The sequence below is a fragment of the Actinoplanes cyaneus genome (assembly GCF_016862095.1).
In the GTDB taxonomy this organism is placed as follows: Bacteria; Actinomycetota; Actinomycetes; order Mycobacteriales; family Micromonosporaceae; genus Actinoplanes; species Actinoplanes cyaneus.
Genome location: NZ_BOMH01000039.1, coordinates 193,533 through 206,655 on the forward strand (window position 1 = coordinate 193,533; position 13,123 = coordinate 206,655).

General features: G+C 71.8%; 13 protein-coding genes. 3 read left to right on the forward strand and 10 right to left on the reverse strand.

The genetic code is table 11. The features are described 5' to 3' along the window. Positions 1-53 precede the first annotated feature (53 nt). The 10 genes from truB to rimP form a co-directional block, all read right to left on the reverse strand. Positions 54-935 (reverse strand): tRNA pseudouridine(55) synthase TruB, encoded by an 882-nt coding sequence (gene truB, locus Acy02nite_RS26630; RefSeq protein WP_203745234.1) that lies wholly within the window; start codon positions 933-935, stop codon positions 54-56. Positions 936-1,058: 123 nt separating this feature from the next. Continuing rightward, positions 1,059-2,372, reverse strand: a complete 1,314-nt coding sequence (locus Acy02nite_RS26635) for an MATE family efflux transporter (protein WP_203745236.1) — start codon at positions 2,370-2,372, stop codon at positions 1,059-1,061. 457 nt (positions 2,373-2,829) lie between these two features. Then, the gene (locus Acy02nite_RS26640; protein ID WP_203745238.1) at positions 2,830-3,849 is read right to left on the reverse strand and encodes a DHH family phosphoesterase; all 1,020 of its coding nucleotides are present in this window, start codon (positions 3,847-3,849) and stop codon (positions 2,830-2,832) included. Continuing rightward, a complete protein-coding gene (gene rbfA / locus Acy02nite_RS26645) occupies positions 3,846-4,313 on the reverse strand; it encodes a 30S ribosome-binding factor RbfA (protein WP_203745240.1) in 468 nt (155 codons plus the stop codon). The genes Acy02nite_RS26640 and rbfA overlap by 4 nt, the downstream gene beginning before the upstream one ends. A gap of 78 nt (positions 4,314-4,391) precedes the next feature. Beyond that, complete coding sequence (locus Acy02nite_RS26650) at positions 4,392-4,685, reverse strand: DUF503 domain-containing protein (RefSeq protein WP_203745242.1); 294 nt, start codon at positions 4,683-4,685, stop codon at positions 4,392-4,394. Between the two features lie 34 nt (positions 4,686-4,719). Beyond that, complete coding sequence (locus Acy02nite_RS26655; protein WP_203745244.1) at positions 4,720-5,745, reverse strand: TRM11 family SAM-dependent methyltransferase; 1,026 nt, start codon at positions 5,743-5,745, stop codon at positions 4,720-4,722. A 74-nt stretch (positions 5,746-5,819) separates the two neighbouring features. Next, positions 5,820-8,972, reverse strand: coding sequence for a translation initiation factor IF-2 (gene infB, locus Acy02nite_RS26660; RefSeq protein WP_203745303.1), 3,153 nt, complete (start codon positions 8,970-8,972; stop codon positions 5,820-5,822). Between the two features lie 107 nt (positions 8,973-9,079). Next, the gene (locus Acy02nite_RS26665) at positions 9,080-9,466 is read right to left on the reverse strand and encodes a YlxR family protein (RefSeq protein ID WP_203745305.1); all 387 of its coding nucleotides are present in this window, start codon (positions 9,464-9,466) and stop codon (positions 9,080-9,082) included. Further along, the gene (gene nusA / locus Acy02nite_RS26670) at positions 9,444-10,460 is read right to left on the reverse strand and encodes a transcription termination factor NusA (RefSeq protein ID WP_203745246.1); all 1,017 of its coding nucleotides are present in this window, start codon (positions 10,458-10,460) and stop codon (positions 9,444-9,446) included. The genes Acy02nite_RS26665 and nusA overlap by 23 nt, the downstream gene beginning before the upstream one ends. Continuing rightward, positions 10,457-11,095, reverse strand: a complete 639-nt coding sequence (gene rimP / locus Acy02nite_RS26675) for a ribosome maturation factor RimP (protein WP_203745248.1) — start codon at positions 11,093-11,095, stop codon at positions 10,457-10,459. The genes nusA and rimP overlap by 4 nt, the downstream gene beginning before the upstream one ends. Before the next feature lie 196 nt (positions 11,096-11,291). Between rimP and Acy02nite_RS26680 the strand changes: the two genes are divergently transcribed. Genes Acy02nite_RS26680 through Acy02nite_RS26690 form a run of 3 tightly spaced genes read left to right on the forward strand, consistent with a single transcriptional unit; the run spans position 11,292 to position 12,920 of the window. Further along, positions 11,292-11,756, forward strand: a complete 465-nt coding sequence (locus tag Acy02nite_RS26680; RefSeq protein WP_239175229.1) for a hypothetical protein — start codon at positions 11,292-11,294, stop codon at positions 11,754-11,756. A gap of 10 nt (positions 11,757-11,766) precedes the next feature. Beyond that, complete coding sequence (locus Acy02nite_RS26685) at positions 11,767-12,195, forward strand: ferritin-like domain-containing protein (protein ID WP_203745252.1); 429 nt, start codon at positions 11,767-11,769, stop codon at positions 12,193-12,195. A 17-nt stretch (positions 12,196-12,212) separates the two neighbouring features. Continuing rightward, complete coding sequence (locus Acy02nite_RS26690) at positions 12,213-12,920, forward strand: nucleotidyltransferase domain-containing protein (protein WP_307872295.1); 708 nt, start codon at positions 12,213-12,215, stop codon at positions 12,918-12,920. Positions 12,921-13,123: the final 203 nt, after the last annotated feature.

Sequence of the window (13,123 nt, forward strand, 5' to 3'; positions counted from 1 at the left end):
GCGGGGGCGCGCTGTCTGCCCGAGCCGGGATCAGGTCGCGTGGCTGTTCAGGCTCAGGCGGGGGCCAGGACGATCTCCGCGCGGGCACGACCGGCCCGCTCGCTGACGATCGCCAGGACGTCGCCCTCCGGGGAGAAGACCGCGTACGGCCCGTCGATGCCGACCGGGCTCAGCGGACCCCCGTGGCGCAGCGTGCGGGTCTCCTCCTCAGTGGCCGTACGCTGGGGGAACGCGCGCCGGGCCGCCTCCGACATGGGCAGGTCGATCACGTCGGGGGCGCGTTCCTCGAGCTGCTCCAGGGTGGACGCCGCGTCGAGGGTCATGGCGCCCACCGACGTACGCCGCAATGCTGTGAGATGTCCTCCCACCTGCAACGCCGCGCCCAGGTCACGGGCGATCGCCCGGATGTAGGTGCCCGACGAGCAGGAGACGTCGACGTCGATGTCGATCACGTCGTCCTGTGCCCGCACCCGCAGGACGTCCAGGGCGTGGATGGTGACCCGGCGGGCCGGGATGTCCACCGTCTCACCGTCGCGGACCCGTTTGTAGGCACGCTCACCGTTGATCTTGATGGCGCTGACCGCGCTGGGGACCTGGTCGATCTCCCCCACCTGGGTGGCGAGTTGCGCGCGGATCGCCTCCTCGGTCACGCCGTCGGTCGGCGTCGTCGCGGTGACCTCGCCCTCCGCGTCGTCGGTGACCGTCGACTGGCCCAGGCGGATCGTCGCGGTGTAGCTCTTCTGCGCGCCGATCACATACGTGAGCAGGCGCGTCGCTCGGTTCACCCCGATGATCAGGACGCCGGTGGCCATCGGATCCAGGGTGCCGCCGTGACCGACGCGACGCGTCTTCGCCAGGCGCCGGATCCGCGACACGACGTCGTGCGAGGTCATTCCTGCGGGTTTGTCGACCACGATCAGCCCATCCACGTTCACGACCCCACCCTATGGCCCGCGCCCGGCCACCCACCTCCCGGCTGGCTCACCGGGGTCCTTCCGACGTGCCGTACGGCCCCTGACCACGGGGCCGCGGGGGTGCTTCGACGCGGCGAGCGCGGGTCAGCGGGTGGCGCCGACGACGGTCCAGCGGGGTGAGCGCCAGCGGGACACCGTCGCGAGCAGACGCGCCGCGATGAACAGCGCGAGCCCGGCCCACACGCCGCCGAGTCCGAGGTCGAACGCGTACGCCAGCCAGATCATCGGCAGGAAGCCGAGCAGCGCCGCCAGAATCGTGGTCACCCGCAGGTAGGCGACGTCACCCGCGCCGATCAGGACACCGTCGAGCGCGTAGACCACCCCGGCGAACGGCAGCAGCGCGATGAACCACGGCCACACGATCGCCGTCTGATCGATCACCGCCTGGTCGTCGGTGAACCAGCCGGGGATGACCGGTGCCCCGAGCGCGACCAGCGCGGCGAAGCCAATGGCCGCGACACCGCCGGCGATGGTGACCCGGCGGGCCACGTCGCGGGCCTGGTCCGCGTCCCCGGCGCCGAGGGCCGCCCCGACCAGCGACTGCGCGGCGATCGCGACCGCGTCCAGGGCGAGCGCGGCGAAGAACCAGAGTTGCAGCGCGATCTGGTGCGCCCCGACCGCCGCGATCCCGAAGCGGGAGGCCACAGCGGTCGCGGAGAGGAAGCACGCCTGGAACGCGGCGCCCCGGATCAGCAGGTCACGACCGAGCACGACCTGCCCGAGGATGACCGACGGCACCGGGCGCAGCTGCCGGGTCTCGCGGACGAGCGCCAGCAGGAACAGGGCGCCGCCGATGGACTGGGCGGTCACGTTCGCGATCGCCGAGCCGGTCAGGCCCAGCCCGGCCGAGAAGACCAGCACCGGGCAGAGGACCGCGGAGAGCACGTTCGCCCCGAGCACGATGAACAGCGGCCGCCGGGTGTCCTGGACGCCGCGCATCCAGCCGTTGCCGGCGGCGGCGAGCAGCAGCCCGGGGCCGCCGAGCGCGGCGATCCGCAACCAGCCGGCGGCGGCGTCCGCGGTCTGCGGGTTGCCGGCCAGGGCGTGCGCGAGCGGACCGGCGAGGGTCAGGCCGAGCACCGCCAGGATCACGCCCAGCCCCAGCGCGAGCCAGGAGGCCTGGACCCCTTCGGCGACGGCGGCCGGGCGGTCACCCGCGCCGAAGCGGCGGGCGGCGCGTCCGGTCGTCCCGTACGCCATCAGGGCGCCGAACCAGGCGGCGATCGACATCACGGTGCCGCCGACCGCGACCGCGCCGAGCGGGATCGACCCGAGATGGCCGACCACGGCGGTGTCCACCAGCACGTAGAGCGGCTCGGCGGCGAGCACCACGAGGGCCGGCAGGGCCAGCCGGACGATCTGACGGGAACCGGCGCGCGGCTGGGCAGACGGGCTCATGGTGTCCCATGATGCCCGCCCAGCGGTAAGGATTACAACAGGGTGGTGACCCTTACCCTACTGACGCGTGTCCAGTGAGGTCTGCAGCGCACGGCGGGCCTGCTCACGGGCATCTTCGGAGGGCTGAGGCTTCGGCTTGGCAGCCATGAGAGGTTCCTTCCACGGTGTGGTGGGGGCGCCCGCGCCTGCGGGACGCCCGGAAGCGGTCGAGCGGGGCGTCACATGTGCCGGTCCGGGGTCGCCGGACGCCTGGCGGGGTGACGCGGACCCGGGCTGGTGAACCCGGGCGGCTCGCGGTCTCGCGGGAGGCGGAAGGTGTCAGCCGCGCAAAACCAAATCACCGTTCAGGACCCAAACTAACGTTCAATCACCTCAGCGCACGGCGGTTCCCGCGATCCGGGAAGAAACGAAGGGGGCCGCCCGTCCGGACGACCCCCTGTGAACTGGTGAAACGACGTCAACTCAGATAATCGTCAAGTAGCCGACGCACCGTGTCCACCACGTCACCCGGCTCCCCGTACCCGGTGAAGCCGGCAGCGAGCCGGTGGCCCCCGCCACCCTGGGACATCGCGAGGCGGCTCACGTCGACCGCGCCCTTGCTCCGCAGCGACACCGCCCACTCGCGCTCGGCCACCTGCTTCACGAGCAGCGCCACATCGGCCTCGGCTGCCGATCGCACCGGATCGATCAGCGTGTCCAGCACGTACGGCGGCTGATCGTGCCTCTCCAGATCGGCCAGCGTGGCATAGGTCCAGACCAGGCCGCGCCCACCCGCCGCGGACGGCTCGAGCACCGCCCGGCCCAGCACCTCGCCGGTCAGCTTCATCGCCCCGAACGGCCGGGTGTCGAAGATGCGCCGGGAGATGTCACCGGGGCGCAGCCCGGTGGCGATCAGCCGGGCGGCCAGCTCGTGCACCGCGACCGTCGTCGCCTCGAACTTGAACGACCCGGTGTCGGTCGCCAGCGCCACGTAGAAGCACTCGGCGATCTCCGCGTCCAGCGGCACCCCGAGCCGGGTGACGAGCTGCTCGGCGAGCACCGAGGTGGCCGCGGCGCGCGGGTCCACCAGCCGGATCGTGCCGAAACCGGTGTTCGACGCGTGATGGTCGAGCACGACGCTGACCGGCGCCGCCGCGACCAGGCCGGCGAGGCCACCCATCCGCGACTCGGCGGCCACGTCGAAGACCAGGACGAGCGCGGGGTCGGTGAAGGCCTCCGCCTCCGGAACCAGAAGATCGACACCCGGCAGCTCCGCGTACGGCGTGGGCACGCGGAACTCGCCCGGGAACGTCGCCCGCACCCGGGTGAACCCCAGCCGCCGCAGCGCAAGCCCGAAACCGAGCATGCTGCCGAGCGCGTCCCCGTCCGGGCTGACGTGGCAGATCAGCTGGATCCCGGCGTCGCCGCCGAGCGCGCGGACCGCCGCGACGGCGGCCTCCCACTGCTCGGCGGCGGGCCCGGTCGACGGCAGTGTCACCCGAGGTCCTCGCGGGCTCCCACCCGCTCGGACTCGTCCTCGTCCTCGGGCTCCTCGGCCTTGTACGGGTCCGGGTCGCCGGCGTACTGCTTACCGGCGGCGAGCCGCTGGACCTCCTCGTCCCGGTGCCGCGCGGCGGCCAGCAGGTCGTCGATCTCCTTGACGTTCTCCTGCACGTTGTCGGCCTTGAACGCCAGGCTCGGCGAGTGCCGCAGCCCCAGCGCGTGACCGACCCGGCTGCGCAGCATGCCCTTGGCGCTCTCCAGCGCCGCCGCCGTGGACGCCTGCTCGGTCGCATCGCCCAGGACGGTGTAGAACACGGTCGCCTCACGGAGGTCACCGGTGATCCGGGCGTCCGTGACCGTCACCATGCCGAGGCGGGGATCCTTGATCTCCCGCACCAGCGAGGCCACCAGCTCACGAACACGCTCAGCGTGCCGTCGCGTCTTGGCCGGATCCGACATCTCGCCCACCTCCGACTGTGTAACCCGCGGGTCAACGTTGCCCCCGCCCCAACTGCTGAAGCCTACCCACCCCGGTTTTCAGTCGTCGTCGCCGTAAAGGCGGCGCTTGACCGACAACAACTCGATCTCCGGGCGGCCGGCCATCTGGTGCTCGCAGGTGTCGATCACCGACCGGGCCTGCGCGGGATCCGGGGCGACCACCGCCACCCCGATCTGTGCCCTGCCGTGCAGGTCGTGGAACCCGACCTCGGCGGCGCTCACCTCGAACTTCTTCAGCATCGCGATGATCGGGCGGACGTACGAGCGCTTCTGCTTGAGTGATTGCGCGTCACCGGGTAGGAGCAAATCGAAGACTGCAGTCTCGGTATACATCAGCGAAGAAGGCTACGCCGTGTGCCGCCGCCGGTCAGCTCCTTTTCCGCGCGACGATGACGTCACGCTCGATGCCCTGGTCGACGCGGTGCTCCAGATAGCCGTACTCCACCAGGTCGAGGCCGGCGGCCAGCAGGATGTCCTCGGCCTGCTCGCGCCGGGCCACCTTGGTATTCCAGGAGAGCCCGATCGCACCGCCGGGACGCAGCAGCGGCAGCCACTCCGGCACGGCCCGCTCCAGCAGGTCCAGCGGGCGGCGCGAGATGCCGCCGGCGTCGTCGTAGGAGCCGTGCGCCACCCCGTACGGCAGGTCGGTGACCAGCACGTCCGCCACGTTGCCCCGGAGCAGGCCGTCGAGCTGCGTGGTGTCGGCGTGCAGCACCGTCACCTTCTGCACGGCGCCGGCCTTGTGGTCGTCCTTGCTGGCGGCCATCGTGACCTCGAGACGGCGGGCGGCCCGGCGACCCTGGCGGCGCATCGGCACCAGCTCGGCGGTGTGCTTGAGCCGCTTGCGCTTGAGCCAGGTCTGCAGGAACAGCTTGTACGCCTCGACGTCCTTGCCGTCGATCTCCACGCCGAGCGCGTCGTAGCCGTACATCAGGGCCTGGTTGAGGGTCGTCCCCCGGCCGCAGAGCGGGTCGAGCACGGTGAGGTGGCCGTCCAGCATCTTCTCCGCGGACGCCGACGCGAGCAGGGTGAGGTTCAGCACCAGCTTGGTGAACTGCTCGTTGGTCTTGCCCGCGTACTTCGGGATGGTGATCAGATCGCTGTCGTAGCGCGCCAGGGGCGTCAGCGTGTGCGGGCGCAGCAGATCGTCACCGGCCAGCTCGAAAAGCGCGTACGCCGAGGACAGGTTGGACACGTAGGCGATGTCCCGCGGGCTCAGGTCGGCGGTGAACGTCAGGTACTCCACACCGCCGATCGTGGTGGCCCCGATCTCGTCCGGCGCGGCGGAGAGCACCGGGGTGAACGCGGCCAGCTCCGCCTGGGACATGCGGGACGCCTGGTCGGCGTAGACGCGGTTGGCGGACGGGGCGAGCAGCATGGCGTAACGGGACATGCCGCCTATCCTCCCAGCGGCGAATGGGAAAGGCCCCGGCGGGTAACCCGCCGGGGCCTTTCGAAAGCCGGGGATCAGGCCCGCGGCTTCTCGCGCATCTCGAAGGTCTCGATCACGTCGCCGATCTGCGGCGTGCCGAAACCACCGAACGTCAGACCACACTCGAAGCCCTCGCGGACCTCGGTCGCGTCGTCCTTGAACCGCTTGAGCGAGCTGATCGTGACGTTCTCCGCCACGACCGTGCCCTCTCGGATGATCCGCGCCTTGGAGTTGCGGCGGATCAGACCCGTCCGGACGATACAGCCGGCGATCAGACCGATCTTGGACGAGCGGAAGACCTCGCGGATCTCCGCCGTGCCCAGCTCGACCTCTTCGTACTCCGGCTTGAGCAGGCCCTTGAGCGCCGCCTCGATCTCCTCGATGGCCTGGTAGATCACGCTGTAGTAGCGGATCTCCACGCCGGCGCGGTCGGCCATCTCCTTGACCTTGTTCGAGGCCCGGACATTGAAGCCGATGATCGTCGCGGTCTGCTCGGACGAGGCCGACGCCAGGTTGACGTCGCTCTCGGTGATCGCACCGACACCGCGGTGGATGACCTTGAGCTGGATCTCGTCCGGGATCTCGATCTTGAACAGCGCGTCTTCGAGAGCCTCGACCGAACCCGAGCTGTCGCCCTTGATGACCAGCGTGAGCGAGGTCTTCTCGCCCTCCTTCAGCTGGGCCATGAGCGTCTCGAGAGTGGCCTTGGCGCCCGAGTTGGCGAAGGCTGCCGCACGACGGCGGGCCTGACGCTGCTCGGCGATCTGGCGGACCGTGCGGTCGTCCTCGGCGGCCAGGAACGTGTCGCCGGCGCTGGGCACCGACGTCAGACCCAGGACCAGCACCGGACGGGCCGGACCGGCCTCGGCGACCTGCTTGCCGTTCTCGTCGAGCATGGCGCGGACGCGACCGTGCGCGCCACCCGCCACGATCGAGTCGCCGGCCCGCAGCGTGCCCTTCTGCACCAGGACGGTCGCGACGGCGCCGCGGCCCTTGTCGAGGTGAGCCTCGACCGCGACACCCTGAGCGGGGCCGTCGATCGGGGCGGTCAGCTCCAGCGACGCGTCGGCGGTCAGCAGGATGGCCTCGAGGAGGTCGTCGATGCCGATGCCGGGCTTCGCCGCGACGTTGACGAACATGGTGTCGCCGCCGTACTCCTCGGCGAGCAGGCCGTAGTCCGTCAGCTGCTGCCGGACCTTGTCCGGGTTGGCGTCGGGCTTGTCGACCTTGTTCACCGCGACCACGATCGGCACCTCGGCGGCCTTGGCGTGGTTGAGCGCCTCGACCGTCTGCGGCATCACGCCGTCGTCCGCCGCCACCACGAGGATGACGATGTCGGTGACCTGGGCACCACGAGCACGCATGGCGGTGAACGCCTCGTGACCCGGGGTGTCGATGAAGGTGATCGCCCGCTCTTCGCCCTGGTGCGGGACGACAACCTGGTAGGCGCCGATGTGCTGGGTGATGCCACCCGCCTCGCCGGCGACCACGTTGGTCTTGCGGATCGCGTCGAGCAGCTTCGTCTTACCGTGGTCGACGTGACCCATCACCGTCACGACCGGGGGACGGGTGACCAGACGGTCCTCCGCCACCTCGGCGTCGAGGTTGATGTTGAACTGCGCGAGCAGCTCACGGTCCTCGTCCTCGGGGCTGACGATCTTGACGTCGAAGCCGAGGTGCTCACCGAGCAGCAGCAGTGTGTCGTCGGAGACCGACTGCGTCGCCGTGACCATCTCACCCAGGTTGAACATCTCCTGGACGAGCGAGCCCGGGTTCGCGTTGATCTTGTCGGCGAAGTCGGACAGCGAGGCACCACGCGACAGCCGGATCTCCTGACCCTGACCGCGCGGAGCGCCCGAGCTCATCTGCGGAGCCGACAGGTTGTCGAACTCTTGACGCCGCTGCTTCTTCGACTTGCGGCCACGCGTCGGCCGGCCGCCGGGACGCCCGAAGGCACCCGCCGCGCCACCGCCACGACCGCGACCACCGGCGCCACCGGGACGACCCGGAGCACCAGCGCCGACGGGACCGCCGCCACCGCCACCGGGGCCACCGCCACCGGGACGGAAACCGCCACCGCCGCCACCGCCGGGACGGAAACCGCCACCGCCGCCGCCCCCACCGGGACCGCCACGGAAGCCACCGCCACCGCCGCCGCCACCGGGACGGAAGCCGCCACCGCCACCGCCGGGACCGCCACGACCTGCGCCGGGACCGCCGGGACGACCGGCGCCACCACCGGGACCGCCGCGACCTGCGCCGGGACCGGCGGGACGCTGCGACGGCATGGACGCGGGGCTGGGCCGCGGCGGCATCGACGCCGGGCTCGGCCGCGGCGGCATGCCGGGCTGGTTGGGACGCGGCATCGAAGCCGGCGACGGACGACCTGCGCCACCACCGGAGACACCGAACGGGTTGTTGCCCGGGCCACGCGCGGGCGGACGCGGAGCGCCACCGGCGGGACCGGGACGGGGGCCACCGGGGCCACCCTGGCCACCACCGGCGCGGCCGGCGGCCGGGGAACCCGGACGCGGAGCCATGCCACCGGGACCACGCGTGGCGGGACGCGGACCACCCTCGGCCGGAGCCGGCGGGGCCTGCGGGTTGTTCCGGCGCTCGGTCTCGCGGCGCTCGGCATCCCGGGTGCGGGCGGCCTGAGCAGCCTGAGCCGCCTTGACGGAGGCTTCCTGCTCGGCCTTCAGCGCCGAGGCGCGCGCCTCGGCGGCCGCCACCTCGATGTCGTGCGCGCTGGCCGGCTTGCTGACCGGACCCGGACGCGGACCCGGACGACCGGGCATCGGCGTGTTCGGACGAGCGGCCGGCCCGGGGGACGGCATCGAAGCCGGAGCCGCCGGGGAGGTCGGAACGTTACCGGACGGGCCGGGGCCGGGCGTCGGTCCGGGCCGGCGCGGCGGCTGAGGCCGGACGCTCGGCGGACCGGGCCGTGGGGCCCCGGACGGAGCGGCGCCACCGGACGGGGCGGGGCTGGCCGCGGCCGGCGCGGACGGAGCCGCGGGGACGCTGCCGGCCGCCTCGAGGGCGCCACGGAGCCGCCGGGCCACCGGGGCCTCGACGGTGCTGGATGCGGACTTAACGAACTCGCCCATGTCCTTCAATGTGGCGAGCACGGTCTTGCTGTCGACCCCGAGCTCTTTGGCGAGCTCGTGAACGCGGGCCTTGCCTGGCACTGCACTCCTCATCTCGAGGTCGTGCGAGCAGTACCCGCATCGACCTCACTCGTGCACTAGAAGCCTGGTCATTTCAGGGACTTCATCGAGTGCTCATCTGGGTCGTCCTACCTTGCTGGGTCGTGACGGGGCAGCAACGCCTCGTCATCAGTGGTTCCGGACGGCACGGAGACCGTTCGGATGTGCTCGGCAAGCAGTCCGGCGTCAGCAACACCGGTGAGACGCAACGCACGCCCGAAAGCGCGACGTCGCTCCGCCTGCCCGAAGCAGACCGGATCGGGATGCACATGTGCTCCCCGGCCCGGCAGTCGGCGGCTTGGATCGGGCTGAAGCCGGAGGTCTTTCCCGGATCCGGCCGCGACGAACCGCAGCAATGATGCGGCCGGCGCGCGTTTGCGGCAGCCGACGCAGGTTCGCGTCGGGCCGACCGAGAGCAAGTCTACCCCTCGATCGCGGCGACCGCGTATCCGGTCAGTTCCCCGCCTCGGCCGCATCACGGTCCGCGACTTGAGCAGGTTCGTTGTCCGGGCGGATGTCGATGCGCCACCCGGTGAGCCGGGCGGCGAGCCGAGCGTTCTGCCCCTCCCGGCCGATGGCCAGGGACAACTGGAAATCGGGCACCGTCACCCTGGCCGTCCGGGTGGAAAGATCCACGACGTCGACCCGCAGTGCTTTCGCCGGCGAGAGCGCGTTGCCGACGAACTGGGCGGGATCGTCCGACCAGTCGATGATGTCGATTTTCTCACCGTGCAGCTCGCTCATCACCGCGCGGACCCGCTGGCCCATCGGGCCGATGCAGGCACCCTTGGCGTTCACGCCCTGCACGGTCGAGCGCACCGCGATCTTCGTACGGTGACCGGACTCACGCGCGATCGCGGCGATCTCCACGGTGCCGTCGGCGATCTCCGGCACCTCGAGGGCGAACAGCTTCTTCACCAGCGCCGGGTGCGAGCGAGACAGGGTGATCTGCGGGCCGCGGAAACCCTTCGCCACGTGCACCACGATGCAGCGCAGGCGGGACCCGTGCTCGTACGACTCCCCCGGCACCTGCTCGGACTGCGGCAGAACCGCCTCGAGCTTGCCCAGGTCGACGATCACGATGCCCTTCTCGGCGCGGGCGGCGTCGGCCTGCACCACGCCGGTGACCAGGTCACCGTCGCGCCCCGCATACTCCCCGAAGTGCTGCTCGTCGGTGGCCTCCCGGAGCCGCTGCAGGATGACCTGCTTGGCGGTCATCGCGGCGATCCGGCCGAAGTCGTGCGGTGTGTCGTCCCACTCACGGACGACAGTGCCGTCCGCGTCCAGCTCCTGCGCCAGCACGGAGGCGACGCCGCTCTTGCGGTCGATCTCCACCCGGGCGTGGCTCTCCGCGCCGTCCGTGTGCCGGTACGCCGTGAGCAGCGCGGTCTCGATCGCCGCGAGGATCGTGTCGAACGGGATCTCCCGCTCGCGCTCCAGGGCGCGCAGCGCCGCGAGGTCGATGTTCATTCCTCGCCCTCCCCTTCGTCTTCGTCATCGTCTTCGTCGTCATCGTCGCCGTCCTCGTCACCGAAGTCGGCGTCGTCAATCCGCTTGAACTCGATCTGGACCTTGCCCGCGCCCAGGTCGGCCCAGGCCACCGGGCGCTCCTTGCCGTCCACGTCGAGGGTCACGCCGTCGTCGTCGGTGCGCAGCACCCGGCCGGTCACCCCGTTCACCGCGACCAGGCGCCCGACGTTGCGGCGCCAGTGCCGGGGCAGGGTCAGCGGCCGGTCCACCCCGGGCGAGCCGACCTCCAGTTGATACTCCCCCGCGAGGAGCTCGCCGCCCTGCTCATCCGCGGCATCCAGGGCCTCGGAGATCTCCCGGGAGACGGTGGCCACGTCGTCCAGGCCGATCCCGCCGTCGGCGTCGATCATCACCCGCACCACGAACCGGCGACCGGCCCGGGTCAGCGACAGATCCTCCAGGTCGTAACCGGCCTTGGTGACGACCGGCTCGACGACCTCGCGCAGCCGGGCGCGGGCCGCGGTCAGATCGATCCGCGGAGCGACGGGAGTGCTCCGGGTGTCCGGCTCCGGCCGGCTCCGCCGGCCACTCGGGCGACCACCGGGCCGGGCCCCGGCGCGACCACGCTGCGTCATCGGGCTCGACCTCTCCCCTACTTTTGTGCTGCAACGACTATATGCCGCCGGGCAGTCCGTGGCCCCGCGGCTGACGCAGAGCGTAACGTGCCGACCGGCCGGTCGGCGCAGCGCCGCACCAAAACCACCTGATCCGCAGGTCAACCGCCCGGCACTTCATCCTGACGGGGGGATGGTGTTGACTGACGCGGTGCGGATGAGCGATTCACGACACACCCGCCGCCGGGTGCTGGGCGCGGGCGGCGCCCTGACCGGCCTGGTCACGCTGAGCGGTTGCGGGCTCTTCGACGACGATCCGGAGCCGGTCAAGGAGCCGGACGCGCTGCAGCCGGTGCTGGCCGAGGCCCTCGCGCTCGCCTCGGCGTACGACCGGGTGATCCTCACCGACCAGTCGCTGAGCGCGCGACTCACCCCGCTGAGCCAGGCGCACCGGGCGCACGCGGCCGAGCTCGCCAAGGTGATCGGCACGACCCTGCCGAGCGGCGCGGCCGCACCGTCCGGGGCAGCCGCCCCCGCCGGCGATGTGGCCGGCCTGCGCGCCGCCGAGCTGGCCGCGCAGAAGACCGCGGCCGCCGCCTGCAAGGCCGCCCCGGCCGCCCGGGCCGCGCTGACCGGATCGATCGCGGCCGCCCGCGCCACCCACGCCGAGGCGCTGCGCTAGTTTTCGGAACGTGAAAGAAGAACTCTCCTCGGCTCTCGCCGCCGAGGACGCGGCCATCTGGGCGTACGGATTGATCGGCGTCCACCTGACCGAGGGCACCGAGCAGGATCAGGCCCGGGCCGCCGAGGACACCCACCGGGCACGCCGCGACGACCTGGTGGAGCAACTGGCCACGCTCAAGGCGAGCACCGCGCCCACCCCGGCCGGCTACGAGCTGCCGTTCCCGGTGCAGGACCGGGCGACCGCGCTCAAACTCGCCATCCAGATCGAGGACGGCGTCGCCCAGGCGTGGCGGGTCGTGCTGCCGGTCACCGAGAGCACCCAGCGGGTCGACGCGTTGTCGGCGTTGACGGACTCCGCGATTCGCGCGACGAAGTGGCGCAAACTCGCCCAGGTCACCCCGCTGACCCTGGTCTTTCCGGGCCGCCCGGCCGCCTGAGGACCGACAATGGGGTGGTGATCGAGGAGATCGACACCACCTCCCCGCGCGGTGCCCTCGCCCTCCGGCTCGCCGACGCCGTGCAACGCCGGTGGCCGTCCGAGGTGCAGGCGGTCGGGGTGCGCGGCTCACTCGCGCACGGCGACGACACGGACACCAGCGACGTGAACCTGGTGGTCCTCACCCACCGCCCGCGCAGCGGCCCGCGGCCGACGCTGCGCAAGGTCGAGGGGATCCCGGTCGAGCTGGAGGTGCTGGCCGCCGACGAGGCGCTGGTCAAGGCACGGCAGCTGACCCCGCGGTGGCCGTTGCTCGCCGATCGGTACATGACCACGTTCGCGCTGCACGACCCGAAGGACTGCTTCGCCGAGCTGCGCGAGGCCCACCAGAACCTGCTCGGCGAGGCGCGGCCGGCCGAGTTCACCCAGCTCGCCCGGCACGACTGGGCGACCGCGAACGGCGCGCGCCGGCGGGCGATCAGGCTCACCCAGTGGTGTGACACGGAGGCCGCACTCGTCATGATCGCCGACGCCCGGGTGCACGCCGCGCTGGTCGCCGGGCTGCTCACCCGGACCTGGTTCCGCAACGCGGCGGACGCGGTGAAGCGCACCGGCGTCGCCGCTGCGGACATGCGGGAGCTGGGCGCGATCCTCAAGTACCAGGCGGACGAGCTGGCAGCGCGCGGGCGCCCGGTCGACGGCACCGTCGGCGCCCTCTTCGACTGACCAACCGATTCCGCGTACGCCGACGGCCCCTCGATCAAGCAACCAATTCGCGCGTACGCCCATGAGCACGCCCGCGCGCAGGCTACGAGCCGACTCCCGTGCGTGCTCCACGCGAGGTCCGCGCCGCTCCGGGCCGCCGCGCGCGTCCCGCTTCCCGGCTGGTCCTCATGGCTGTTATTCGTGCCTCATAACAGCCATGAGGA